This is a genomic window from Methyloversatilis sp. MC4-4 (assembly GCF_049843555.1).
In the GTDB taxonomy this organism is placed as follows: Bacteria; Pseudomonadota; Gammaproteobacteria; order Burkholderiales; family Rhodocyclaceae; genus Methyloversatilis; species Methyloversatilis discipulorum_B.
Window position 1 is genome coordinate 1,005,222 of the sequence record NZ_JBBHZK010000001.1, and the last position, 25,282, is coordinate 1,030,503.

Genomic DNA, 25,282 nt, shown 5'->3' on the forward strand with positions numbered 1-25,282 from the left:
AGCGGTCTTCTGACCGCGACACGGCGTCCGCAACGGCAACGCGCGCCAGTCAGCCGTCGCAGCCGTCCTGAGCAGAGACCCAAGGCTGACTCATCGCAGGAAGTTATCCCGACCCCCGGAGGTCGCGCTACATATACATATACGGTCGATTCGTGTCTCCGCGGCGGCGGCGCACGCCGGCGCGTATCAGTCACTTCCCTGCAACCGTGACGTAGTACTCTGATCTTTGGTTGCACTGCAGCATGCGTTCAAGCTATTTTCGAGGCTGTCACATTTTGTGAAAAGGTCGTTGGGACGCCACGCGGGCTGTCGGTCACAATCGCACTCCCTTCCGAAGGCACCCAAGTTCAGGTCTTATGAAGAAATCCCTCGTCTCGGCACTTGTTGCCGCCGCACTGATGGCTTCGGCTGCCACCCTCGCCACGGCCATGACACCGACGAAGCGGATCGTCGATGTACTCCCCAAACTGGATCTGGAAGCATCGATTCCCGAGCGATTCGGAGACTGGACGCTGGACAAGCGTGCGGTGGGCGGGGTCGTCAATCCGCAGCAGACCGAGCTGCTGAACCAGCTCTATTCGCAGATCCTGACCCGAACCTATTACAACGCGCAGGGCTACCGGATAATGTTGTCGATCGCGTACGGCGAAGACCAGCGCGACGGCAATCAGCTTCACTACCCCGAGGTGTGTTACCCCGCCCAGGGTTTCCAGGTCACCAGCAACCGCAAGGGAACGCTCGATACAGATCTGGGCGGGATCCCTGTAAAACGTCTGGAAACGAATCTGTCGCAGAACCGTTTCGAACCCATCACCTACTGGACGACGATCGGCTCTCAGGTGCTGACTGGGGGCGCGACCAAGAAGCTTGCCGAGATGCGCTACGGCCTCAAGGGCGAAATTCCGGACGGACTGCTGTTCCGGATTTCGTCAATCGACCGCAATTCGGAAGCCGCTTTTGCCGTCCAGCAACAGTTCGTGAACCAGCTGGTGACTGCGATCCCCGCCGATGTGCGGCCCCGCATCGCTGGACTTTGAACCGATATTCATTCCAATCAGGGTAATCCCATGACCAAGAAAGCACTCATCACCGGCGTTACCGGCCAGGACGGCGCTTACCTCGCCGAATTCCTGCTGAAGAAGGGCTACGAGGTCCACGGCATCAAGCGCCGTTCGTCGCTGTTCAACACCGACCGCATCGACCACCTGTACGAAGACCCGCACGTCGATAACCGCAAGTTCATCCTGCACTACGGCGACCTGACCGATTCGACTTCGCTGGTGCGCATCATCCAGAAGGTGCAGCCGGACGAAATCTACAATCTGGCGGCGCAGTCGCACGTGGCGGTGAGCTTCGAGGAACCGGAATACACCGCCAACGCCGACGGCATCGGCGCGCTGCGCATACTGGAAGCCATCCGCATCCTCGGTCTGGAAAAGAAAACGCGTTTCTACCAGGCCTCGACTTCCGAGCTGTACGGCTTGGTGCAGGAAATCCCGCAGAAGGAAACCACGCCCTTCTACCCGCGCAGCCCGTATGCGGTGGCCAAGCTTTACGCCTACTGGATCACCGTCAACTACCGCGAGGCTTACGGCATGTACGCCTGCAACGGCGTGCTGTTCAACCACGAGTCGCCGGTGCGCGGCGAAACCTTCGTCACGCGCAAGATCACGCGCGCCATCGCGCGCATCGCCCTCGGCCTGCAGGACTGCCTGTATCTGGGCAATATGAGCGCGCTGCGCGACTGGGGCCACGCCCGCGACTACGTCGAAATGCAGTGGCTGATGCTTCAGCAGGATCACGCGGAGGACTTCGTGATCGCCACCGGCGTGCAGTACAGCGTGCGCCAGTTCGTCGAGTTTGCGGCCGCGGAGCTGGGCATCACGGTACGTTTCGAGGGCGAGGGCGAGAAGGAAGTGGGCATCGTCGCTGCTGTCACCGGCGACCGCGCCAAGGTGAAAGTGGGCGATGTGATCGTGAAGGTCGATCCGCGTTACTACCGCCCGACCGAGGTCGAAACCCTGCTCGGCGACCCGACCAAGGCACGCGAGAAGCTGGGCTGGACACCGAAGACCACGCTGCAGGAGCTGGTGAAGGAGATGGTCGAATCCGACTACACCAGCGCCAAGCGCGACGCGCTGGTGAAGATGGCCGGCTTCCAGGCATACGACTATCACGAGTGAGGCATCCGTAACCGTCTTCTTGCTCGAACCGGTCAGTCCTGTCCGCCGTCATTTCACGAATCTGTTCCGGAGCGTTCACATCCGCGGTGTACATGTAGGTGCGCTGCGGTTTGCCCGGGTGGAATGAGGGCAGCCACTGGCTAGAGAAGTGTTTTTCTGAATCCTGTAATCGTTACCCGAACGAAGTCGCGGTCTTTACGGAGGATGGCAATGGCACTGAACAGCAAGTATGACGAGTTCTACGGAGACCACGCGTCTGAACAATCCTTTCAGGAGGTCAATTTTTCCGGTTGGCCGAAAGACAGGGTTCAGGCCATCGTTGCGATGAATCTGAGCGGGGAACGCATTCTGGATATCGGATGCGGCGACGGGTACCTGCTTTACCAGTTCCGGCAGTCTTTCCGTGAGCTGCTGGGATTGGAGTATTCGCCGGTGAGGCTTGAAAGCGCCAGGCAGAAATTACGTGAGTTTGCTTTCCGGCCGATCTGTGGGTCTGCCGAAAAGATGGACGAATTGCAGAATGACAGTATTGATTGCATCGTGACCGCGGATGTCATCGAGCACATTCCCGATGTTTATGAGGCATCGTCGGAAATGTACCGGGTGTTGAAACCGGGCGGCGTGCTGGTGATCAACACGCCGAATATCGCCTTTGCGGTCAAGCGATTGCGCTTGCTTGCCGGGCGTTTTCCATCGACGTCGCAGCCCAATGAAGGGCTGGGCAGCGATGTGCTGTTCGATGGCGGTCACCTGCACTATTTCACCTTCCGTTCCCTGTCATTGTTGTTGAAACGGAATGGTTTTGTCGTCGAGAAAAAAATAGGCTTCGGTCCTTGCGGGAAAGTGCACGATTTCTGGCCCGAGTTGATGAGTGTCGGTGTGCAGCTGATTGTCAGGAAGCCGCACTGATGAATCTTGAAAGCATGGTTTAGATGAACAAAGAAAATAAAGTTTTTGTCGCGGGACATCGCGGGCTGGTCGGTTCGGCCATCGTCAGGAATCTCGAAGCTGCTGGCTATTCGAACATCCTCCGCCGGACTCACGCTGAACTCGACCTCACCGACAGCGCCGCTACCGATGCCTTCTTCGCCGAACACCAGCCGGAATATGTATTCCTGGCAGCGGCCAAGGTGGGTGGCATTGTCGCCAACAACACTTATCCGGCCGAATTCATCCGCGACAATCTGGTGATCCAGAGCAATGTCATCCACAGTGCCTGGCGGCACAAGGTGGCGCGGCTCATGTTTCTTGGGTCGAGCTGCATCTATCCGAAGATGGCGCCGCAGCCGATGCGCGAAGACTGCCTCCTTACCGGTCCGCTCGAACCGACCAATCGACCGTATGCGCTGGCCAAGATCGCGGGCATCGAAATGTGCTGGAGCTACAACCGCCAGTACGGCACGAAGTACCTGGCCGTGATGCCCACCAATCTGTACGGCCCGGGCGACAACTATCACCCGCAGAACAGCCACGTCATACCGGCGCTGTTGCGCAAGTTCCACGAAGCGAAGCAACGCGGCGAACCTACCGTGACCGTCTGGGGCACGGGTACGCCGCGCCGTGAGTTCCTGTACAGCGACGACATGGCGGATGCCTGCGTTTTCCTGATGAATCTTCCGGATGCCAAATACTCGGGCCTGCTCGGCAGCGACGAATCGGTGACAGGCCGGTTCGAGCCGCCGCTGGTCAATGTCGGCGTGGGTGAAGACGTCACCATCCGCGAACTGACTGAGCTGGTCGGAAAAGTGGTCGGCTTCGACGGAGAATTGTCATTCGACACCACGAAGCCGGACGGGACGCCCCGTAAACTGATGGATGTGGGCCGTCTTCATTCCATCGGCTGGCGTGCAAAAACGCGACTTGAACAGGGCTTGACGATGGCCTATTCCGATTTCATCAGACACCAGGGTGCGGCTGACGCAACGAGCGGTCACTGACGACGAAGGGCGTGAGAAAACTGCTCAACAGCGGCATCCTGGGGGCCGCCGATCAAGCCTTGCTCAGTGTCTTCAATCTTGGAATCGGGCTGCTGTTCATCCATGCCGCCGCAAAGCAGGAATACGCACACTATGTTCTGATTTTTGCTGGATTGATGCTGATCCAGAGCCTGCATAACGCGGTCGTGACATCACCGCTGACGACCTTGCATTCGAGTCGTAGCGATCCGGTGCAGCAATCGAACATCGATGCCGCGGCGCGGGTACTGCAACGCTGGATGATGATGAGCGTCGTTGTGGTGGCGACACTCGAATTCGGGCTGGAAAGTGTCGGCTTTGGATTGCTGGGCACGCACGTCAACCCCCTGTGTGTGGGGCTGGCCGCGTTGGGGCTGCTTTCGCGGGAATATGCGCGTACTCAGTGCTATCTCAGGCTCAGGCCTGGATACGCACTGCTGACCGATTCGGTCTATGTGCTGTTGAGCGCGGTGTGGTTGCTGGCGGTGTGGTATTCGGACCATGTGTCTGCCGATGCCGTGCTGGCGGGCATCGGTGTGGCCGGGATTTTGATTGCCCCCATCTCCGCCCGTAACCTGAACAATGCAGGGGCTGGCACTGCCGTGGCCGATGTCCGCAGTGTATTGCCTGAATTCTGGAGCTGTATCAAATGGGCGCTGCCGAGCGTCGTCGTCACATGGGCCTATGCCAACGCCTTTATCTATCTGATCGATATGTACATGGGCAAGGAAGCGGTCGCGGATGTCTCGGCATCGCGACTTCTGATCATGCCCATTTCTCTGCTCGTGACGGGGTGGGCGGCTGCATTCCGGCCGCGGGCAGGGCGGCTTCTTGCCTTGCGTCAGACAGGGCAGATCGACAAGGCCATGCGCTGGTCCGCAGCAAGCTTTATGGTGGTCGGGGTGATGTATGGAGCGATTCTGGCGGTGCTCTACCCGCTGGCAATCACGCGCTTTCTGGGCGAAAAGTATGGTGGCCTGGAGCTGCTCGCTGCAGCATGGCTGCTGTTCTTCACCGTCACTGCGGTCCGGTCGGTCGGCATGGCGGCGATGCTGGCTTCAAAATTTTCATTCAGGCCGCTCTTTCTCTATGGAGTGGCTACCCTGCTGGTCGCATTGTTGTGCTGCACCGTCGCGGCGCGCTCAGGCACCAGCGAATACGTCATTCTTGGTCTGACCGTGGCAGAAGTGTTTCTCGGCACGATCATCTGGTTGAAGGGATGGCCCGGCATCCGGAAGTCGATCACGATGCAGCCATCGGCAAGATGAAAACAGGAAGGAAAAGCTCACATGCTGGGTAACCGTAAAGTTCCGGAGAACGTCGGTAGGTGGCCGTTCTATCTGATTCTGTTCTTCGTGCTTCTTCCATTTGGCGCAAGTGCGCAGGGGGCGACCGAGGGCAGTGGATTGCGCCAGTTCGTGCTGGTGATGCTGTTCGGTCTGGCCGCGACGGTTTTCGTCAGACACCCCAAACGCATCCGCCAGGCACTGGATGCCTTGCCCGTGACCTTTGTGCTGCTGCTGATCTTTACGCTGGCGAGCGTGTACTGGAGCCCGGAACGCTTCGTTTCGTTCAAGCGCGTGGTCCAGGTTATCGGCGTAACACTTATGGGTCTTGCTCTCGTAGCTGGCGGAGATGGGAAGTATCGATTGCATAGAATCGTCTCGCCAGTGCTGTTCGCCGGCATGATCCTGGCCGTCGGTGTGACCGCCGCTTTTCCGGACTTCGCTTTTGCCGATAACGGTCTTCGTGCCTTCATGGCGACCAAGAACAATTTCGGTCAGTTCGCGGCCATCACGGTGTTGTTCGGAGTGAGCTATCTGCTGCTTGAGCGCCGGCATTACCTCTACTTCGTGCCGCTGATACTGGTCGGGCTTGCCGGGCTGGCCGCGTCGCAGAGCATGACGTCGATACTCGGGATGGTGATCATCGTCGCCTTTCTGGGGATGCTTCACGTCCTGCGCTACGGCGCTCCCGTGCTGAAGGTCGGCATCTATCTCACTGCGGTGCTGTTGCTGCTTGTCGTGCATGCATACATCGTCATGAACGGATTCCCGTCATGGCAAGGTATGCAAGACGGGTTCTATCACATCACGGGACGCGATCTCACCTTTACCGGGCGGACGTATCTGTGGGAGCTGATGTTCAATGAGATCGCAAAACATCCCTGGCTCGGCACAGGCTACGGCGGTTTCTGGCTGGGGATGGAAGGCGCATCCGGTCAGGTGGCCTATCTGGTGAAGTGGGGGTATCCCGGTCAGGCGCACAACGGTTTCATCGACATCCTGAACGAGATTGGAATCATCGGCTTTTCGCTGCTGACCGCCTTCATCGTGCAGCACATGATCAATATTTCGACCATGGCGCGCATTGATCGGCGGTATGCGCTGTTCCACGCTTCGATCCTCGTGTTTCTGCTCACCCTGAACATGGCCGAAGCGGCCGTGCTGAAGACAACCCACTTCTGGTGGATCGTCTTCATGGCTTCGGTGATTGAGCTGAACTGGCGCGTCAAGATCGAAAGCCCCCGCAGCAATGGCCGTTTCGTGGACATGAGCCGGTCAGTGCGACCGGTAGGCGCGCGCGGCCCTGTCGCGGCCTGATTCATGTCAGTCCGCACTTCAGGGGGGCTGTCAAAGAGGCTGATCCGCGGCGGGGTGTTGCTGGCGCTGGTCGTGGCTGCCGCTGCGTTTGCGGTGCGTCCGTCGGATCTTGAGTTGCTGCCGTCTGGAGAACGCGCCCGCATCGAGCGCAACTTCTTCGGCCTGCACATCCATCGCGCCGAGAGCGAAGCCAACTGGCCTTCGGTGTTTTTCGGCTCCTGGCGCTTGTGGGATGCCTACGTGACCTGGGCGCGCTTGCAGCCCGCGCGCGGCGAATGGGATTTTTCCAAGCTGGATCACCACGTGGAGCGCGCCGGCCGTGCGGGCATCGATGTACTGATGCCGCTCGGCATGACGCCGCAGTGGGCCTCCGCCCGCCCGGATGAGTGGTCTGCCTACGGGCCGGGTCAGGCCGCCGAACCGGCCAGCCTCGACGATTGGCGCCGCTATGTGAGCACGGTGGCCAGCCGCTACAAGGGGCGCATCCAGACCTACGAACTGTGGAACGAGGTGACGGAAAAGATGTTCTGGTCCGGCACGCCCGAGCGAATGGTGGAGCTTGCCTGCGCGGCGAAGGAGGTGCTGTCGGCGATTGATCCGTCCATCCGCCTGGTGGCGCCTTCCGGCACCGGCATCGACCGCCGTCTGGGCTGGATACGGACATTTCTGGATGCAGGTGGCGCACGCTGCGTGGACGTACTCAGTTACCACCTTTATCTGGGGCCGAATCCGCCCGAACACATGGTGCGTGACCTGCTGAAACTGCGCGCCGATCTGAAAGCTGCGGGTTACGACAAGCTCCCGCTCTGGAACACCGAAAGCGGTTACTGGTTCACCTCGACCGTAGACAGAACGGCACAGAAGTGGTCGGCGGACGAGCGGCGCTATGCGATCGACGACGCCACGGCGGCCGCCTTCATGCCCCGCATGATGTTGCTGGAAAGGGCGCTGGGTTTCGAACGGCATTACTGGTATGCCTGGGATAACGACAAAATGGGCTTGATCGACACGCAGACACGGTCGAAAAAACCCATTGCTGACGTGTATGAGCGGCTGGCCACCCTTCTTCTGCGCAGTTCGCTCGATGCCTGCACACGGGAGGGAGATCGCTTCTGGCGCTGCGACCTGACCATGGCTGACGGACGCCCAGCGGTCGCCGTATGGGTGGGGGGCGCAGCGGGCGCCTCGATGGCATTCAGCTCGCCGTGGAATGCCCAGGTGACGCGCTTCGATACCGGACGCCTCGACAGTGTGAAACAGGGCGAATCCCTGCAAATCGACGGAAACGTGCGCCTCTTCATCAAAAACTAGGCCGTACTGGAAGAGCGGCCGGCGCAGAGAACAGTTACAGGAAAGGTTGTCCCAGTGCGCGATGAGCGTGTGCTAGTCATTTCTCACGGCTACGAAACGATTTATGAACGGGGGTTCTGCAACGGCTTGTCGGCAGCGGGCATTCCTTACCTGCTGATCAGTTCGGATCGCACCGACAAAAGTACTTTCCACGGGGACGCGGACTTCCTGAACCTGCGGGGCAGCCAGGACGAGAAGCGCTCACGGCTCAAAAAGGCCTTGAATCTGCTGCGCTACCACCTTGCGCTGATGTGGTACGTCGCATGCCACCGGCACCGGGTCATTCATGTGATCGGCCAGATCGAACCTCCGCTTCTGACGGGCATCATCCAGGGGCTGTGGTTCAGGGTTTTCGGCCGGATCTATGTGCTGACCGTGCACAACCTTGCTCCGCACGACCGCGAGACACCGAAGAACAAATGGCTTTACCGGACGGCGTTCAGGATTGCGGACAAGCTCGTGGCCCACACCGCAAGGACGCGCGATCAATTGATCGGTGACCTCGGGATTTCCCCCGACAAGGTGTCTGTCATGGAACACGGCATCGAACCGCTGGGGTCGTCCGGATTCAAGGCGCCGGAAAACCGGCACGAAGGGACCTTGCGGGTGTTTTTTTTCGGCAAGGTGCTGCGATACAAGGGCATCGATCTGCTGCTGGAAGCCTTGCGGAATGTCGATTTCGACTTCGAACTCAAGATCGCGGGCGTGAGCCGCGACCCGGTGCTCACGCGTGAACTCGAGCATATGATTGCCGAGCACCCGCGTGCGTCGAAGATCGAGTGGCTGAACAGATTCATCGACGACGAAGAAATACCGGACCTGTTTTTCAATGCCGATGTGCTGGTCTTGCCGTATCGCCACATCGACCAGAGCGGCGTTCTTTTCCAGTCACTGCGCTTTGGCGTCCCGGTCATTGCTTCAGACGTCGGCGCCTTCAGGGACTACATCGGCGATGACCTCGGGCGGATATTCCGGTGCGGCGATGTGGACGCATTGCGAAACGCATTGGTCGAATTCAACCGTCAGCGCCGGCAGTACTGCAAGGCGTCGATCACCAGGGCGGCCCGGCGCTACGAATGGGGAGAGACCGTGAAGGCTCTGGATGTGGTTTATATGAACGAGGTGGCGTGAATGGGATTGCAGAGAGGTAGAGAGGTCTCTCTGGATCTGGTTCGAGGGCTGGCAATCATTCTTGTGGTTTTCTATCACGTCAATATTCCTGCCACGGTCTCCCCAGTTCTTTCGATGATTCAATCGCCCGCACGACAGTTCGGTTGGGTGGGTGTGGATGTTTTTTTTGTTTTAAGTGGATTTTTAGTCGGGCGTTTGCTTCTGCAGGCGATTGAGCGTAGTGGTTTTTCGGTGGTTCCCAGTTTCTTGGTCAGGCGGGCTTTTAAAATATGGCCTGTTTTCTTTGCGTATTTGATTGCCCGGTTGGCTTTTGATTCTGATCCTTGGGAAAATTATTTAATACAAAATCTTCTGCATGTGCAGAATTATTTTGTCTCTAGCGTAAAGCACACGTGGAGCCTGGCTGTTGAAGAGCATTTCTATGTGACATTCCCGCTTCTACTTCTTTTTCTTCGAAAGTTTTTTTATTCGAGGTTCGGTGCTGTTGTTTTTCTCGGATTGTTCTTTTTCATATTTTGTCTTTTCTTGCGTTCTGTTGCGACGATTAACGGTGTTTCTGACGTCGATATACAGTGGCAGACTCAATATCGCGTCGATGCATTGTTTTTTGGTGTGATGATTGCGGGGGTTGACGTATATAGAAAAAGTCTTTATGAAAAAATAGAGAAAATGGTGCCGGTTTTGTTGGCAGTTGTCGTTGCATGGATTTTGTCCTTGTACCTGCTTTCGAATTGGCCGGTTCTCAAGGTTTCGGTGGGTTATTCCATGAATATCCTGGGGGCTGCAGCCATACTCATCCTGTTGAGAGGGTGCGAGGACAGGATTTCAAGGTTTTGGTTTGTGCGTGCGATCGCCTGGATTGGCGTGTGTTCCTATGCGACATACTTGTGGCATCTCGCATTGTTCAAGATTTCGAAGTCAATGATTGTTCGATTTACCGGGCATACGTCGCTCGATGAGGTTCTGTTTTTCCTGATTTGTTATGCAGTGATTTTCTTGGGAGGTTTTGTTCTGACTGCGATGATGGAACGACCTGCGCTGTATGTACGTGAGAGATATTTTCCGATGAAGGCCCGTGGTGGATAGTTTTCCTGATTCAGCGTTGCGCGTCGTCATCGTCCAGCGCCGCATGACCCATTACCGCATCAAGTTGTTCGACTTGATGAAAATGCGTCTGGCGTCTTCCGGCATAGGTCTGGATGTCGTCTATGGTGATCCGACCGCGGACGAGGTGGGCAAGCGGGACGGCGGACAGCTTTCGTGGGGCACGCATGTGCCGTGCAGGTATTTCCTGAACGGACGGGTGTGCTGGCAGGACGTGCGGAAGGTGGCGCGCGGCGCCGCGCTCACGGTGGTGACGCAGGAAAACAAGCTGCTTGCGAATTACCTGCTGATGTTCGGGCGCAAAAAACAGCCGCTTGCCTTCTGGGGACATGGCCGGAATTTCCAGGCCGATTCGAGCAAGCGGGCGAATGAAGCGTTCAAGCGCTGGATGAGCGTGCAGTGCGACTGGTGGTTTGCCTACACCGAAATCAGTGCGCAGGCCGTCATGGGGTTCGGCTACCCGCGCAGCCGGATCACGGTGCTCAACAATTCAGTCGACACGGCGGAAATGAAAAGCGCGCAGGCTTCGATTGCCCCCGACGAACGGGCCGACCTTCGTGCCCGTCTGGGCATCGGCGAAGGCCCGGTGGGCATCGTCATTGCCTCGCTGCATGCGGACAAGCGCCTCGAATTCATCATTGATGCGGCGGAGGCGTTGCGTCGGCGCTTGCCGGATTTCCAGCTGATCGTGCTCGGCGATGGCCCGCAGCGTGCGTTGATCGAGGCCGCCGCACGACGCTCCGGCGGCTGGATGCACTGGATGGGGGTGCAGAAGGGGCGGGACAAGATGCTTTATCTGTCACTGGCCGACGTCATCATCAATCCCGGAATGATCGGTTTGAACATACTCGATTCGTTTGTAGGGGGCGTGCCGGTGATCACCACCGATTGCGGGATTCATTCTCCGGAAGTGGCCTACATCGAGAATGGCGTGAACGGCATCGTGACGGCGAACGATCCCGGTGCCTATGTGGACGCCGTGTCTGATCTGCTGAAGGACCGGACGCGGCTGGAACAGTTGCGGGCGGCATGCCTTCGCTCCGCCGACGATTACAGCGTGGAGCGCATGGCGGAAAATTTCTGCGCGGGCATAGAACAGTTCCTTCAGACACGGGAGGGCGGAGTCCGATGATTTTCGATCTGGAGAGGGATGAGGTGCCTGCGCAGGTCGATGCGCAGGTCTGTATCGTCGGCGGTGGCGCGGTCGGTCTGGCGATGGCGGCGCGGCTGGCGCAGTCCGGTGTCGACGTCGTGCTGCTCGAGGGCGGTGGGCGCAGTCTCGAAACGCGCAGCCAAGCCTTGCAGAAAGGCCAGTCGATCGGGCATCCGTTTGCGAACATCGAAGTGGGCCGTTACCGCACGCTGGGTGGTTCGACGACATACTGGGGCGGGCAGGTTTTGCCTTTCGATGCGTTCGTGACCGGTGAGCGCCCCTGGCTGGGCTATGACGCCTGGCCGGTGGCGGAGGACGTGCTCCGTCGTTACTTCGAAGAGGCGTATGGCCTGATCGGCCTCGGCGCGATGGAGCGCGACAACGCTGCGGTCTGGAAGTCGCTGGGCGGCGCCGTGCCGGATCTCGGGCCGGACCTGTCGCTGGAAATGACCCGCTGGCTGAAGGTGCGGAATTTCTCGCGCCTGTTCGGGCGCGCGCTGAAGGACGCTTCCGGGCCGAGAACCTATGTGCACGCCAATGTGGTGGGCATGGAGATGAACGGCGATGCGGTCGTGCATGCGCTGCATGCGCGCGCGCTGAACGGACGCACGATGACGGTCAGGGCGCGTTCTTTCATTCTGGCGAACGGCACGCTCGAAATCGCGCGCCTTCTCATGCACCCGCTCATCAGTGGCCGCGATGCGCCGTGGAGCCGCTCCGAATGGCTGGGGCGGCCTCTGGTGGATCATCTGGACTGCGCCGCCGGCGAGGTCAAGGTGCTTGACCACACGCGCTTCCACCAGATTTTCGACAACATCTATGTCGGTGGCCACAAATACTATCCGAAGGTCCGGTTGTCGCCGGAGGTGCAGCGGGCAGAGGGCTTGACCGACATCGCAGCCCAGTTCCTTTACAAGACGCGCTTTTCCGAGCACCTGGATTACCTCAAGCAGTTCCTCCGCTCGATCCGGGAGGGCGGTGGCGATGTGTCATTGCTGAAGTTACCGCAGCACGTCGCTGCGGTGGCCGCGACGACGGTGCCGCTCGCCCTGCGGTATTTCCGGGACCGGCGTTCCTTCAAGCCGAAGGATGCCGAGGTGACGCTGGTGTTCTATTCGGAACAGTTGCCGTGCGCGCGCAGCCGCCTGCTGCTGTCGCAGGAAACCGATGCCCTGGGCATGCGGCAGCTGGCGGTCGATTGGCAGATCGACGGCCGGGAAATGGCGACGATGAAACATTTCGGCCGCACGCTGCAGCGTGAATTCAAGCAGCGCAATCTGGCCGAGATCACACTCGATCCGCGGCTCGAGGCGGAAGACCCGTCCTTCATTTCGATCATCCACGACGCCGTTCACCAGATGGGCGTGACGCGCATGGGGCGCTCCGCGGCGGAGGGTTTCGTCGATTCGGATCTGAAGGTGTTCGGCACCCGGAACCTTTATGTGGCGGGGGCGGCGGTGTTTCCGAGTACCGGTTTTGCCAACCCCACCTTTACCGCGATCGCGCTCGCTTTGCGGCTCTGCGACCATTTGGAGACGGTGTCCGATGAGCGGTGACGAGCGTCGGGAAGTCGCGGCGCGTCTGGGGTTCGGATGCAGCAGTCTTGGCAGCGAGCTGGACTACCGGGCGTCCTGCAGACTCGTCGAAGTGGCCTACGAATCAGGATTCCGCTACTTCGATGTGGCGCCACCCTATGGTCTGGGGCAGGCGGAACGGATTGTCGGAGACGTGCTCCGCCCGGTGCGCAACACGGTGTTCATCGCAAGCAAAACAGGCATCGCCCACCCGCGCAGCGGTGGCCGGCTGAAGGCGGTGAAGTCGCTGCTGAAGCCCCTGAAGAGACTGATGCCCGGCGTGTGGAACCGGGCCGCCCGTGCCGCGCGCAATGCCGCAGCCCCGCGGGGGCAGTTCGGCGTCGATCAGATCGAAGCGTCCGTGACGGAAAGTCTCGCCCGCCTGAGGGTCAATACACTGGATGCGCTGCTGCTGCATGCGATCACGCCCGATCAGGTGAATGATGCGCTGATCGCCTTCCTGATCCGCATGAAGGAAAACGGAACCGTAGCAAGCCTGGGCCTCGGAACGGATACGACGTCGATCGAACAGATCGTTGCCCGCTATCCCGTTGTGTTTTCAGTGCTGCAGTCGGATCACTATCGCTGGGCGTACTCCGCGTCGCCTTGCGACGAAGGGGTGATCAAGGTGACGCACCGGTGTATCGCGCATGGCATGACCCTGCTGGCCGATCCGGGTTTTGCCGCCCGGCTCCAGACGCGGTCACGTCACCGCGAACTGGCCGCTGCGCTGCAAGATCCGGAAAAGCGCGCGACCCTGCTGCTGCTGGCGGGCGTCCGGGCGAATCCACATGGCCGGATTCTTGTCTCGTCGACGCGGAAGGACCGTGTCGCAGGATTTGCCCTGGCGCTGGCGCAGCAGGATCTGTTCGAGCTGGCCGAAGACTTGCACCCCGTCTTCCTCGGTTCGTCCGGACCGGCGGAGTGGGTCCGTAACGCCTTACCGGAGGCATGAGCATGTGCTTCCTCCTGGAGTTGTCGGCATGACCTACCGCATTCTCGTTGCACACAACGCCTACAAGTTTCTTGGCGGCGAAGACCGGGTCGTCGAATCTGAAATCGAGCTTCTGAGGGATCGGGGACACGAGGTTTTCGAATACTGCAGGCACAACGATGAGATCGACTCGATGAGCACGATCAGGGCGGCCTGCGACACCCTGTGGTCGACGCGCACGCACGCCGAGGTCAGCGAAACGATCAAGCGTCTCGGCATCGACCTCGTACATGTTCACAACACCTTTCCCCTTATCTCACCGTCGCTTTATTGGGCGGCGGCAAGCGCGAAGGTTCCGATCGTGCAGACCCTGCACAATTTCCGGCTCCATTGCCCTCAGGGCATGTATCTGAGGGACGGCAAGGTCTGTGAGGATTGTATCGGACGGCTGCCATTGCCCGCGATCAGGCACCGGTGCTATCGCGATTCGACGGCGCAGACCGCCGTGTTGACGGCCATGCTGGTGATGCATCGGGCCATCGACACCTGGCAATCGAAGGTCGACTGTTACATCGCGCTCAACGAGTTCTGCCGGGACAAATTCATCCAAGGTGGCTTGCCCGCTGATCGCATACGCATCAAGCCGAACTTTGTAGACTTTCCGGAAAGCGCGGAAGGTGAACGCAAGGGCTTTCTGTATGTCGGCCGCCTCTCCGAGGAGAAGGGTATCGATTGCCTTCTGAGAGCGGCTGCGGAGTTACCCGCAGGTGCCCTGAGTGTGTGCGGTACTGGACCCAAAGAAGCTTTGGTACGTGCGGCTAATCACGTACGTTATCTCGGATCGGTTGGCCAAAATGTGATCCGCGACGAGATGGCGTCTGCCAGCGCTCTCGTCATTCCCAGCGTCTGGTACGAGAATTTTCCGCGCACGCTGGTTGAGGCATTCGCCAGCGGCGTGCCGGTGATCGCAAGCAGGATAGGCGCCTTGGCTACCATTATTGAAGACGGCGTGACCGGCTTGCTGTTTGAGCCGGGAAACGATGCAGATCTGAAAAGGTGTCTCCTCTGGTGTAGCGCGCATCCGGAAAAACTTCGGGAAATGGGCAGCAAGGCGCGCGAGGCTTATGAGCGGTCATATACTCCGGAACAGAATTATCTGAGTCTGATCGATATTTATCACCACACGATTTCTCGCCGCGCCGAAAGAAACACGCTTTCCGGCCAGGGTGGATGATTGCTGGCTAATTGACGAGATGTATTGAAAACAATTGGCTGGCGTTAAACCTGTGCTGCGATCTGTTCTCTCAAGCCGGACTTCAGGAGCAACAACGCATCTGACACATCGTTGAATGACAGCTATTCCCGGGCAAGAAATCTGCTCGGGTTTCTTGGGATGCCCCCCCCCCGGAGCCTCTGTTTCCATCGGTATTTTCTACCGCATCACAGTGGCCCGCTTGCAGAGGGAATCATCCGGATCTGATCGCCAGCTTGCTTCCGGCGAGTTTTATCCTCAACGGCCTGAAAGTTGGTCCTGTATCGAGCACCCGCGTGCATTTACCGCCAATCCGACGAGAGTGCCCGTGCAGGTATCCTGGACATCAGGAACACCGTCTCCATCGGAATCGACCAGACTTGAATCACGGGAAAATATGATCTTGGCGCTGCGAGGGGCGAGACTCAGTGGCCATGCGATTTCGGTTTCGGTTTCGAAGTCAAGAAAGCTTCCGCACACATCGTCGTTTGCGCCCCCAGCCTCAGGGCATGTGACATTGATATGTTCGCGCCCAGGGTTGCTCAGATAGTGCGTGATCAGGCTGGTTGTCTGTTGCGCGGTCGGTACGATTTCTACGTTTGCAACCCATACATCGCGCGCTGCAGGAACTTTTTCAAAATCCAGCCTTGCCCCGAATTCATTGCTGGTGGGGCCGCCCGCAACGACGGTACGTGTGGATACAAAGGTGAATGAATAACGCCGCCAAGAAGTGCTGCCGGTCATCAGGCCGATTTCTGGCATCAGCTTCTCGTAGCTCGAAGGGCCTCCCCTGCGTACGACTGGCGTGAATGAAGTACCTTCCGTTCCGACTCTCATGTCGAATGACACGCGATAACGCTTTCCTTCCTCAATCGAGAAGTTGGGAGACGAGAGCAACGACACGCTACCGCCACTGCGCAAGCGCAAGCATGAACCTATGGCGCCGCAATTTTCGAGGCTGAGACTCGCAAGAGGGGCTGTCTGGTTCCAGACTGCCCATTCATCTATTCCTCCGCTCATGTTTCCGTTCGACAAAATACTGGAGCCAACGGTAAGAATAGGGGCATATCGCGCTTGGGACAGTTGCTGGTCGGATGTCGTCGATATGCTGACGGCGCTCAGGCCTGCGCCCCCTGTCCCTGAAGAAAGCTGGTTGATGAATGCATTCCAAGACTCCAGGTCATAACTCGCAAACCCGCTCGGACTGCTTGTTGTAACAATCTGATCCGAAAGAAGCGCGCTGAATCTATTCCCACCAAAAACTCCGAAGTCGGTGACACTCGTGAGCGGACTTTCAAGCCGGATTGATGGCGCGGATACAGATGGGAAAAGAAAGTTTCCGCTGACCACGTTCCCATAAATATCACCATCGCTGCGCAGGTTCTTAGTGCTTTCCTGAAACCACATCTGGTATCGCCTGTTTCCATACAGCAGGTTGCTGGTGAAGTAGCTCAGGTGCGCGTTGTGCGCCTGGATTCCATAGTCTGCATCGTGAATGGTATTCCCGCTAACAGTCACCCCTTCGACTGCATTATCCAGATATATACCAACAGCATGAACTAGTGTGCTTTCCGGGACTCCATTCAAGTTTCCGTAAAGATTTTCAACGATATTGTCTTTGATTGTCGAAAATGGAGACTCAGTACTTACGTAGATTCCACCGCAGTCATTCAGAACGACGCACGTCTCGCTGACCGAGTTTTCCTCGATTGTTGTTGCACGGCCACCGCGGATTCCATTGTACGCAGCGATCTGGATACGATTGTTTCTGACTAGTGCTTCATTTCCGGAAAGAATTGCAGCGGCAGAAGGACGCGGTGTGCTGAAACTTCCGGATGGTCCTCTCAGTATGCCGCTCTGAATGACGTTGTTTTCCGTTATCATGGCCCCTACGCTATCACTCGCTACGATGGCGTCTCCGCGAGTCCGGTAAAACTGGCTTCTCTGGACTATGGCGTAACGCGATCCTTTGATGCTGATGCCTTCCTTGTTGATGTTTCTGATCTCAAGATCAATGAACTTCGATTCCATTGCCCTGTCTGCGAGTATGCCGATGGAGTATCCAGATATTGTCAGGTTGGAAATTTCTATGTTGGTGGTCCGCTCTATGGAGATGCCCGGAAGTGGATTGATCATGGAGACGCGCGATCCGGGGTGCTGACTATCGGGCATCCATAGTCTCAATGTGTTCCACGATCTGTCAGCAAACCACTCACCTGCGGAATCGAGCATCCAAGAGGCGCCTTCAAGGTAATAGCCGAAGTCCTTGCTCACTGGATAGCGGGTGGTTGAATCCAGCGTGAGCCTCCCCGCACTGATATCGGTAACCGTTTTTGATTCCAGAATCCACGGATATGTCTTTACGTAAACCGTAATCCCTGGTGTGAGCTGGCTCTGTATGCTACTTAATGCCGAATCGGTCGGAATATAATTGCTGCCGAGTGTGCCTGCCGTGTTGGTGATACGGTTCGCATTTGTGGGGATGTTGAGATAAACCGACCCAGGAAGGCTCGGATTGTGGCCGGCATTAGGATGGTGCGCAGGGTTGAGTATGCTTCCATCGTAAGCCAGAAGCCCCTCTGGAATAACACTTCCCTGGGGCTCCACGCTGAAATTCGCAAACTGTCCGAAAATGCTTCCACCGGGGATTTCAAGGTCAAACCGGGCATTTGATATCGAACTGCTCGCGGTAAATGTCTTGCTGATCTGATCCCAGTTTCCAGTGGCGGAAATTTCATTGTACAATCCAATCATGTCGTAAGGCGGAGAGTTCCTCCGGACGACGATGCGTGCAATGGTCCCTTTCGGAAGCTTGATCAAGGCGCGGGCTTCATAAGTCTTTCCTGATTCAATCGTGAATGTTGAACTTGTCAGCAAACTAGGCCTGACACCTGTGCCACTTCTGTAATTCACGCAATTAAGATAGCCAGGGGCGCAATTCTGCTGGACAGCCATCGTGGCATCGGACTTCTCCGAGTAAAGAGTCCAGCCAGACAGACCATTGGTCATTCGACCATTCGGAATCAGATTCCATTTCAAGGATGCCTTGTAGATGCCTCCTTGTTCGAGTACCCACTGGCTGGATGGAATCGGATTGCCTCCATCCAGTATGGGCTTGTCCTGGCACCCTTCCGGATAGCTCGAGATCCTTACTGAACGGGTACTCGTGCCATTTCCGTTAACTGCGAGGTTGCCTTTCCAAAGCTGACCACACTGCAGCAGTACCTGATCTCCGGGCTGCAAGGTCGTCTTGCTTATCCGGTCGAGGCTTTGCCAAGGGCCGTTACCCTCAGCCGTGGTGGTCGCGCTGAGCCCGTTATTGGTGTCCCTTCCGGACACTGCGTCGACATAGTAGGTCGCTGCCGCGACTGGCCCTGCCATCAGCGAGGCTACCAATGCGATGAAGTGGCCGCGGACGCGGTGGTCGGAGGTGAAACAACTTGGTGGCAACATCATGGAGACCTTCTGTGAGACGGCAAGGCCGTAAGTGAGCGATGGTGACGATCGTGAGCGTGCTGACTTAGGTGCGGTCTGTGACCTTGCACACAGTGGCTTGCGTGGCTTCCGGGCGCCGAACGAGGGGAGTGCGCGAAGATTGTGTCAATTTGCAACTCCAGATCGTACAGTGGGACTATCGACAACACTTAGTGCGATATGAACCGTTGTTACATTTTTGATTGTTTCTAGTTTTTTCAGTTTGGAGAGAAATTGAAGATCACCGTAATTGGCACCGGGTACGTAGGCCTGGTCTCCGGGGCCTGCATGGCCGAGATGGGCAACGACGTGCTGTGTCTGGACCTTGATCCGGAGAAGATCCGCATCCTGAAGGAAGGCGGCATCCCGATCCACGAACCGGGTCTGGACGCGGTGGTTGCGCGTAACGTCGAGGCGGGGCGCCTGCACTTCACGACCGACGTGGCCGAGGCGGTGCGCTTCGGCACCATCCAGTTCATCGCCGTCGGCACGCCGCCGGACGAGGACGGCTCGGCCGACCTGCAATACGTGCTGTCGGCGGCGCGCAACATCGGCCGGCTGATGACCGACTACAAGGTGGTGGTCGACAAGAGCACGGTGCCGGTGGGCACGGCCGACAAGGTGAAGGCCGCGATTGCCGACGAGCTGGCCAAGCGTGGCCAGGAGATGGAATTCGCTGTGGTGTCCAACCCGGAATTCCTGAAGGAAGGCGCGGCCGTTGAAGACTTCATGCGTCCGGACCGCATTGTGGTGGGTGCCGACGACGAACGCGCCATCCACCTGATGCGCGCGCTGTACGCCCCGTTCCAGCGCAACCGCGACAAGCTGGTGGTGATGGACGTGCGCAGCGCGGAGCTCACGAAGTACGCCGCCAACGCCATGCTGGCCACGCGCATCAGCTTCATGAACGAACTGGCACTGCTGGCCGACCGCATGGGTGCCGACATCGAAATGGTGCGCCAGGGCATCGGCTCGGACCCGCGCATCGGCTACCACTTCCTGTACGCCGGCTGCGGCTACGGCGGCAGCTGCTTCCCGAAGGACGTGAAGGCGCTGATCCGCACCGCCCGCGAGAACGGTCAGGACCTGAAAGTGCTGCAGGCGGTGGAAGACGCCAACGACGTGCAGAAGATGGTGCTGGTGGACAAGATCGTCGCGAAGTTCGGCGAAGATCTGTCGGGCCGCTGCTTCGCGCTGTGGGGCCTGGCGTTCAAGCCCAACACCGACGACATGCGCGAGGCGCCGAGCCGGGTCATCATCAACGAACTGTTCCGTCGCGGCGCGACGGTGACGGCCTACGACCCGGTGGCGATGACGGAAACGAAGCGCATCTACGGCGACGAGCCGCGGCTGACGCTGGCCGACAAGCCGATGGATGCACTGGAAGGCGCGGACGCGCTGCTGATCGTGACGGAGTGGAAGGAATTCCGCAGCCCGGACTTCGAGCGGATCAAGTCGGCGCTGAAGCAGCCGGTGATCTTCGACGGACGCAATCTGTACGAACCGGAGGTGCCGCGCGCCGCCGGCATCGAGTATCACTGCATCGGACGGAGTGCGTCTTGAGTCGCGTAACACATGCGGTGCTTGGTGCGCCGATCGACGTCGTTTCAATAGAGGGTGCTGCCGAGCGGATACTCGCTTGGGCAAAGGCTCATGAATCGCGATATGTAACGATATGCAATGCGCATGTTGTGGTGACTGCTCGCCAAGACAAAAGTTACTTAGATGTTATAGCGGCGTCCGATATGGCAACGCCTGACGGCGCTCCAGTGGCTTGGGTGCTGCGCAAATCGGGTTATGGCAGTCAGCGTCGTGTCTGCGGTCCGGACCTCATGTGGCTGCTGTGCAGTCTTTGTGGAGAACAAGAGGTTTCGATCTATGGCTATGGAAGTACAGACGAAACACTTGGAAAACTGAGCGAGAGGCTGGCTCTAGCCTTTCCTTCCCTCAAGGTGGCGGGTTTGGAATCTCCCCCGTTTCGGCCTTTGAGTGAGGCGGAAGATGAGGCCGCCGTGGCGCGGATTAACGAGAGCGGCGCGGGCATTGTATTCGTCGGTCTAGGGTGTCCCAAGCAAGAGCGCTGGATGGCGAATCACAAGGGCAAGGTGAACGCCGTGATGATCGGCGTAGGCGCTGCATTCGATTTCCATGCAGGAACAGTACACCGTGCGCCGCAATGGATGCAGCGGACGGGGTTGGAGTGGTTACATCGCCTCTGTTCGGAACCGCGTCGCCTCTGGAAGCGCTATCTCGTGACAAACACTCTGTTTGTTATTGGTGCACTTAGTCAGTTGCTTAAGTTGCGAGCGTGAGGCTGCGTTAATCAGGGCTTTATCTATTTGCCAGCCGGCTTCGCGCATGGCTTACACGCGCTGAGCGAGTCGGCAGACCTCCCTTACAAGATGACGGACTACTACGCACCGGAACACGAGCGCAGCCTGGCGTGGAACGACCTCGCGGTCGGTACGCAGTGGCCGTTGGCGGGTGAGTCGCCGCTGTCGGCCAAGGACCTGGCAGGCATGCCGCTGGGCGCGTGCGAGGTGTTCGAGGGGCTATGAGGTGGCAACGCCTTTCCTCTGGGAACGGCCTTGGCCGCTTCCGGCCTGGCTTTTGCAATCCGCAGGCTTCGATCAAGGCTGCTGTCGGGGTCGGAAGACCCCTCCCACAGAACCCCGGCCCCGGCTCGGATCGCTGGTCCGGTGCCCCCCTCTGTGGGAGCGGTATTGGCCGTGACGCGGCTGCTGCAGTCCGTCGACTTCGATACAGGCCGCTGTCAGGGTCACAAGACTCCTCCCACAGAGGACCGACCTCTCCCATATAACGCCGACCGCTTCTACGGAATCCCGCGTCGTGAGCTCAGGCCACCATGTCACCACGCGGCGGCGGCCCCAGCTTTTCCAGTTCGGCCTCTTCGTCCGGCTCATAAAGCCGCGAGCGGGTCAGGAAGCGTATGCCTTCCGGCGATTCGATCGAGAAGCCGGATCCGCGGCCGGGCACGACGTCGATGATGAGGTGGGTGTGCTGCCAGTACTCGAACTGCGAGGCACTCATGCAGAAGGGCATGCCGCCGATTTCGCCGAGGAGCACGTCGGAACTGCCGAGTATGAATTCATTGCGCGGGTAGCACATCGGGGCGCTGCCGTCGCAGCAGCCGCCGGATTGATGGAAGAGCAGGGCGCCGTGCTTGCGGGCGAGCTTTGCGATCCATTCGAGCGCTTCAGGGGTGGCGCTGACGCGGGTGACCATGGGTTCTCCTCCTGCGTGGGTTCTTGTTTGAGTGATGACCGTGCTGTGCCGGGGATGGTTGCCGGCGCAGGGACGGTCACGGATGCTGCATGCCGATTGTTGTAGGAGCGGTCTTCTGACCGCGACAGGGCCGGCAACGATGCACCGACGCTTCCCTTACCGCCGCGGTCGCGGTCAGAAGACCGCTCCTACATGGTCAGCGCTGTCGACGAAAAAAGGGGCGCCGGAGCGCCCCTCTCTCATTGCTGCCTCAGAAGAAGCCCAGCGCCTTCGGCGAGTAGCTCACCAGCAGGTTCTTGGTCTGCTGGTAGTGGTCCAGCATCATCTTGTGGGTTTCGCGGCCGATGCCCGACTGCTTGTAGCCACCGAACGCGGCGTGTGCCGGGTAGAGGTGGTAGCAGTTGGTCCATACGCGACCGGCCTGGATGTTGCGGCCGAAGCGGTAGGTGCGATGCACCGAGCGCGACCACACGCCGGCGCCGAGACCGTACAGCGTGTCGTTGGCGATCTGCAGCGCGTCGGCTTCGTCCTTGAAGGTGGTCAGGGCGAGCACCGGGCCGAAGATTTCTTCCTGGAACACGCGCATCTTGTTGTGGCCCTTCAGCACGGTCGGCTGGATGTAGTAGCCGCCGGTTTCCGATTCCTGACGCTTGGCGCCACCTATCAGCACCTGCGCACCTTCCTGGCGGCCGATGTCGATGTAGGACATGATCTTTTCGGCCTGGTCGGAGCTGGCCTGGGCGCCGATCATCGTTTCGGTGTCGAGCGGGTGGCCGCCGCGCACCTTGGCAACGCGGGCGATGGCGCGCTCGATGAACTGGTCGGCGATCGATTCCTGCACCATGGCGCGGCTCGGGCAGGTGCAGACTTCACCTTGGTTCAGCGAGAACATGGCGAAGCCTTCGAGGCACTTGTCGAAGAAGTCGTCGTCCTTGTCCATCACGTCGTCGAAGAAGATATTGGGCGACTTGCCGCCCAGTTCGACGGTCGACGGGATTATGTTCTGGGACGCATATTGCAGGATGAGGCGGCCGGTCGTAGTTTCGCCGGTGAAGGCGATCTTGGCGATGCGCGGGCTGGTGGCCAGCGGCTTGCCGGCTTCGATGCCGAAACCATTGACGATGTTCAGCACGCCCGGCGGCAGGATGTCGGCGATCAGTTCGGCCAGCACCATGATGGAAACCGGGGTCTGCTCGGCCGGCTTCAGGATAATGCAGTTACCGGCGGCCAGCGCGGGAGCGAGCTTCCACGCGGCCATCAGGATGGGGAAGTTCCACGGGATGATCTGGCCGACAACGCCCAGCGGCTCGTGGAAGTGGTAGGCGACGGTGTCGTCGTCGATTTCCGACAGGGAACCTTCCTGGGCGCGGATGCATCCAGCGTAGTAGCGGAAGTGGTCGATGGCGAGCGGGATGTCGGCAGCCAGCGTTTCGCGGATCGGCTTGCCGTTGTCCCAGGTTTCGGCGACGGCCAGCATTTCGAGGTTGGCTTCGAGGCGGTCGGCGATCTTCAGCAGTACGGCGGCACGACCGGCCGGCGAGGTGCGGCCCCATGCGTCGCGCGCCTTGTGGGCGGCGTCGAGCGCGAGTTCGATGTCGGCGGCCTGCGAGCGGGCGGCCTGGCAGAAGACCTTGCCAGTGACGGGAGAGACGTTGTCGAAGTATTGACCCTCGACAGGCGCCACCCACTTGCCGCCGATGAAGTTGTCGTAACGGGGCTTGAAGGTGATTTTCGAACCGGGTTGGCCGGGGTCGGCGTAACGCATGTACTTTCTCCTCGTGTTGTCGATTGCCCCTGCGGTCGGCCACAATGCATGACAGAACAACACAGGGTCACCGCGCACGCTAATACGGCGCAGGTAGGTATCCGGTAGGTAGCTTGCAGGTTGAGTGGTGGAGCGAGACCAATGACAGCTTCTAGTGCAAGTCTGGCGGCACGCCGGCGGCGCATCGAATCGATCCGGCGCGGCGAGCGCACGGTCGGCGAGCGCATCGTGGTGGTCGGCATGGACATCGCCGGCTCGTGGCAGCGCTCGCGCGAGGCCGTGTCGGAAACCTGCTCGGCAGCGCCGATCGACGCCGACGCGCCGGACTGGACGACGACCCCGTACGGCGAGGCGGTCAATTCATGTGTCGACGAACTGGAAACCGTGGCCCGCGAAAGCGGCATGGTGGCGGCGGTCAGCGATGCCGACGGCCGCCTGCTCTGGACCGGTTGCAGCCGCAGCATGCGTACCCGCGCCGAACGCGTGCATTTCGTGCCCGGCGGGCGCTGGGACGAGCGCTCGGTCGGCACCAATGCGCTGGCGCTGGCGCTGCGCTACCGTCGCCCGGCCAGCGTGTTCTCGGCGGAACACTTCATTCCGGCCGTGCAGGACTGGGTGTGCTACGCCGCACCGGTGCGCGACGCCGGCAGTGGCGAGGTGATGGGCGTGGTCGATCTGTCGACCACCTGGAACCGTCATTCGCCTCTGGCGCTGCACGCGGTCGAGCGCTTTGCGCAGCGCGTGTCGCAGGCGCTGCAGTCGTTGAGCCACGCACCGGTGCTGCGCCTGCGCATGCTGGGCACGCCGCAGGCTTTCCTGCAGGGCAGGGCGCTGGCGCTGTCGCCGCGCCAGCTTGAAATCCTGTGCCTGCTGACACTGCACCCCGAAGGGCTGGATCTGGAAAGGCTGCACGCCGCGCTGTACGGTGATCGCCCGGTCGGCGTGGCGACGCTGAAGACCGAGGTGTCACAGCTGCGCGACCGCCTGGGTGGTGCCATCGGCTCGCGGCCTTACCGGCTGCTCGTTAACTGGCAGGCAGATTTCCGCGATCTTGAACAGGCGCTCGACGCCGGCCGCATCGAAACCGCGCTCGCCTGCTACCGCGGCGCCTTCCTGCCGCGCACCGAAAGCCCGCTGCTGCGCGCCTGGCGCGACTGCCTCGAATCGCGCCTGTCGGACGTCATCTTCCGTGTCGACGATCCCGATGTGCTGCTGAACCACCTCGGCCAGTCGCCCGAGGCGGTCGATGCACTGCAGCGCCTGGGCGAACTGCTGCCACCCGATCACCCCGGTCGGCAACTGCTGGCAAGGACTTTCGGCGAGGTCTGACGGACGCCACGCCGGCTCTTCGCCGCAGTAGCGGCGTTGATCCAACCGTGCGGTGTGCAAGTGCCCTGTCGCGGCCAAGGCCACTCCCACAGGAAATGCGCCCGATTTGCTGTCGGAGCATGGGCTGGGTTTCTGTGGAAGGGGTCTTTTGACCCCGACAGTGGCCTGTACCCGAGCTTGCGGCCTGTCATCGCCGCGTAGCGGCCAAGGGCGCTCCCACAGGAAACGC

The 25,282-nt window shown here is 59.5% G+C and carries 20 protein-coding genes; 17 read left to right on the forward strand and 3 right to left on the reverse strand.

All coding sequences use genetic code 11. The features are described 5' to 3' along the window. Window positions 1-356 precede the first annotated feature (356 nt). The 13 genes from epsI to WDZ97_RS04640 all read left to right on the forward strand — a co-directional run bounded on the left by epsI (window position 357) and on the right by WDZ97_RS04640 (window position 15,221). Window positions 357-1,037: an exosortase-associated protein EpsI, B-type gene (gene epsI / locus WDZ97_RS04580; RefSeq protein WP_425761926.1), complete on the forward strand. Its 681-nt coding sequence runs from the start codon at window positions 357-359 to the stop codon at window positions 1,035-1,037. A 30-nt stretch (window positions 1,038-1,067) separates the two neighbouring features. Then, window positions 1,068-2,183, forward strand: a complete 1,116-nt coding sequence (gene gmd / locus WDZ97_RS04585) for a GDP-mannose 4,6-dehydratase (RefSeq protein ID WP_425761927.1) — start codon at window positions 1,068-1,070, stop codon at window positions 2,181-2,183. Window positions 2,184-2,393: 210 nt separating this feature from the next. Further along, window positions 2,394-3,092 (forward strand): methyltransferase domain-containing protein, encoded by a 699-nt coding sequence (locus WDZ97_RS04590; protein ID WP_425761928.1) that lies wholly within the window; start codon window positions 2,394-2,396, stop codon window positions 3,090-3,092. A gap of 23 nt (window positions 3,093-3,115) precedes the next feature. After that, window positions 3,116-4,120 carry a GDP-L-fucose synthase family protein gene (locus tag WDZ97_RS04595; RefSeq protein WP_425761929.1) on the forward strand — a complete coding sequence of 335 codons (1,005 nt, stop codon included), beginning with the start codon at window positions 3,116-3,118 and terminating at the stop codon, window positions 4,118-4,120. An 11-nt stretch (window positions 4,121-4,131) separates the two neighbouring features. Next, entirely contained in the window at window positions 4,132-5,406 is a 1,275-nt protein-coding gene (locus WDZ97_RS04600) for a hypothetical protein (protein WP_425761930.1), read from the forward strand. 21 nt (window positions 5,407-5,427) lie between these two features. Beyond that, entirely contained in the window at window positions 5,428-6,741 is a 1,314-nt protein-coding gene (locus tag WDZ97_RS04605; protein ID WP_425761931.1) for an O-antigen ligase family protein, read from the forward strand. Window positions 6,742-6,744: 3 nt separating this feature from the next. After that, window positions 6,745-8,052: a beta-galactosidase gene (locus WDZ97_RS04610; RefSeq protein WP_425761932.1), complete on the forward strand. Its 1,308-nt coding sequence runs from the start codon at window positions 6,745-6,747 to the stop codon at window positions 8,050-8,052. Window positions 8,053-8,106: 54 nt separating this feature from the next. Further along, window positions 8,107-9,222, forward strand: coding sequence for a glycosyltransferase family 4 protein (locus WDZ97_RS04615; RefSeq protein ID WP_425761933.1), 1,116 nt, complete (start codon window positions 8,107-8,109; stop codon window positions 9,220-9,222). Beyond that, the gene (locus WDZ97_RS04620) at window positions 9,223-10,308 is read left to right on the forward strand and encodes an acyltransferase family protein (protein ID WP_425761934.1); all 1,086 of its coding nucleotides are present in this window, start codon (window positions 9,223-9,225) and stop codon (window positions 10,306-10,308) included. It abuts the gene before it with no gap. A gap of 16 nt (window positions 10,309-10,324) precedes the next feature. Continuing rightward, on the forward strand, window positions 10,325-11,458 hold the full coding sequence (locus tag WDZ97_RS04625) for a glycosyltransferase family 4 protein (RefSeq protein WP_425761935.1): 1,134 nt from the start codon (window positions 10,325-10,327) through the stop codon (window positions 11,456-11,458). Beyond that, on the forward strand, window positions 11,455-13,035 hold the full coding sequence (locus WDZ97_RS04630; RefSeq protein WP_425761936.1) for a GMC oxidoreductase: 1,581 nt from the start codon (window positions 11,455-11,457) through the stop codon (window positions 13,033-13,035). Before WDZ97_RS04625 ends, WDZ97_RS04630 begins: the two co-directional genes overlap by 4 nt. Beyond that, the gene (locus WDZ97_RS04635; RefSeq protein ID WP_425761937.1) at window positions 13,025-14,008 is read left to right on the forward strand and encodes an aldo/keto reductase; all 984 of its coding nucleotides are present in this window, start codon (window positions 13,025-13,027) and stop codon (window positions 14,006-14,008) included. Before WDZ97_RS04630 ends, WDZ97_RS04635 begins: the two co-directional genes overlap by 11 nt. 28 nt (window positions 14,009-14,036) lie before the next feature. Further along, window positions 14,037-15,221: a glycosyltransferase family 4 protein gene (locus tag WDZ97_RS04640; protein ID WP_425761938.1), complete on the forward strand. Its 1,185-nt coding sequence runs from the start codon at window positions 14,037-14,039 to the stop codon at window positions 15,219-15,221. Window positions 15,222-15,497: 276 nt separating this feature from the next. Here the strand turns inward: WDZ97_RS04640 and WDZ97_RS04645 are convergent, their stop codons facing one another. Beyond that, the gene (locus tag WDZ97_RS04645) at window positions 15,498-18,695 is read right to left on the reverse strand and encodes a right-handed parallel beta-helix repeat-containing protein (protein ID WP_425761939.1); all 3,198 of its coding nucleotides are present in this window, start codon (window positions 18,693-18,695) and stop codon (window positions 15,498-15,500) included. Window positions 18,696-18,947: 252 nt separating this feature from the next. Here WDZ97_RS04645 and WDZ97_RS04650 point away from each other — a divergent pair, with 252 nt between their 5' ends. The 3 genes from WDZ97_RS04650 to WDZ97_RS04660 are packed head-to-tail and all read left to right on the forward strand — an operon-like array spanning window position 18,948 to window position 21,271. Beyond that, complete coding sequence (locus WDZ97_RS04650; protein ID WP_425761940.1) at window positions 18,948-20,276, forward strand: UDP-glucose dehydrogenase family protein; 1,329 nt, start codon at window positions 18,948-18,950, stop codon at window positions 20,274-20,276. After that, complete coding sequence (locus tag WDZ97_RS04655; protein ID WP_425761941.1) at window positions 20,273-21,025, forward strand: WecB/TagA/CpsF family glycosyltransferase; 753 nt, start codon at window positions 20,273-20,275, stop codon at window positions 21,023-21,025. The genes WDZ97_RS04650 and WDZ97_RS04655 overlap by 4 nt, the downstream gene beginning before the upstream one ends. A 21-nt stretch (window positions 21,026-21,046) precedes the next feature. Next, a complete protein-coding gene (locus WDZ97_RS04660; RefSeq protein WP_425762251.1) occupies window positions 21,047-21,271 on the forward strand; it encodes a dTDP-4-dehydrorhamnose 3,5-epimerase family protein in 225 nt (74 codons plus the stop codon). A gap of 298 nt (window positions 21,272-21,569) precedes the next feature. Here WDZ97_RS04660 and WDZ97_RS04665 read toward each other — a convergent pair whose 3' ends face one another. Both WDZ97_RS04665 and adh read right to left on the reverse strand, forming a co-directional pair. After that, window positions 21,570-21,959, reverse strand: coding sequence for a DUF779 domain-containing protein (locus WDZ97_RS04665; RefSeq protein WP_425761942.1), 390 nt, complete (start codon window positions 21,957-21,959; stop codon window positions 21,570-21,572). Between the two features lie 250 nt (window positions 21,960-22,209). Continuing rightward, the gene (gene adh / locus WDZ97_RS04670; RefSeq protein ID WP_304001007.1) at window positions 22,210-23,724 is read right to left on the reverse strand and encodes an aldehyde dehydrogenase; all 1,515 of its coding nucleotides are present in this window, start codon (window positions 23,722-23,724) and stop codon (window positions 22,210-22,212) included. A 141-nt stretch (window positions 23,725-23,865) separates the two neighbouring features. Here adh and WDZ97_RS04675 point away from each other — a divergent pair, with 141 nt between their 5' ends. Next, complete coding sequence (locus WDZ97_RS04675; RefSeq protein ID WP_425761943.1) at window positions 23,866-25,053, forward strand: GAF domain-containing protein; 1,188 nt, start codon at window positions 23,866-23,868, stop codon at window positions 25,051-25,053. Window positions 25,054-25,282 lie beyond the last annotated feature (229 nt).

What these genes read in the sequence shown, in the direction of transcription:
- epsI (WP_425761926.1), top strand. Translation starts at nt 357, where the DNA reads ATGAAGAAATCCCTCGTCTCGGCACTTGTTGCCGCCGCACTGATGGCT.
- gmd (WP_425761927.1), top strand. Translation starts at nt 1,068, where the DNA reads ATGACCAAGAAAGCACTCATCACCGGCGTTACCGGCCAGGACGGCGCT.
- WDZ97_RS04590 (WP_425761928.1), top strand. Translation starts at nt 2,394, where the DNA reads ATGGCACTGAACAGCAAGTATGACGAGTTCTACGGAGACCACGCGTCT.
- WDZ97_RS04595 (WP_425761929.1), top strand. Translation starts at nt 3,116, where the DNA reads ATGAACAAAGAAAATAAAGTTTTTGTCGCGGGACATCGCGGGCTGGTC.
- WDZ97_RS04605 (WP_425761931.1), top strand. Translation starts at nt 5,428, where the DNA reads ATGCTGGGTAACCGTAAAGTTCCGGAGAACGTCGGTAGGTGGCCGTTC.
- WDZ97_RS04610 (WP_425761932.1), top strand. Translation starts at nt 6,745, where the DNA reads ATGTCAGTCCGCACTTCAGGGGGGCTGTCAAAGAGGCTGATCCGCGGC.
- WDZ97_RS04620 (WP_425761934.1), top strand. Translation starts at nt 9,223, where the DNA reads ATGGGATTGCAGAGAGGTAGAGAGGTCTCTCTGGATCTGGTTCGAGGG.
- WDZ97_RS04630 (WP_425761936.1), top strand. Translation starts at nt 11,455, where the DNA reads ATGATTTTCGATCTGGAGAGGGATGAGGTGCCTGCGCAGGTCGATGCG.
- WDZ97_RS04635 (WP_425761937.1), top strand. Translation starts at nt 13,025, where the DNA reads ATGAGCGGTGACGAGCGTCGGGAAGTCGCGGCGCGTCTGGGGTTCGGA.
- WDZ97_RS04640 (WP_425761938.1), top strand. Translation starts at nt 14,037, where the DNA reads ATGACCTACCGCATTCTCGTTGCACACAACGCCTACAAGTTTCTTGGC.
- WDZ97_RS04645 (WP_425761939.1), bottom strand. Translation starts at nt 18,695, where the DNA reads ATGATGTTGCCACCAAGTTGTTTCACCTCCGACCACCGCGTCCGCGGC.
- WDZ97_RS04665 (WP_425761942.1), bottom strand. Translation starts at nt 21,959, where the DNA reads ATGGTCACCCGCGTCAGCGCCACCCCTGAAGCGCTCGAATGGATCGCA.
- adh (WP_304001007.1), bottom strand. Translation starts at nt 23,724, where the DNA reads ATGCGTTACGCCGACCCCGGCCAACCCGGTTCGAAAATCACCTTCAAG.
- WDZ97_RS04675 (WP_425761943.1), top strand. Translation starts at nt 23,866, where the DNA reads ATGACAGCTTCTAGTGCAAGTCTGGCGGCACGCCGGCGGCGCATCGAA.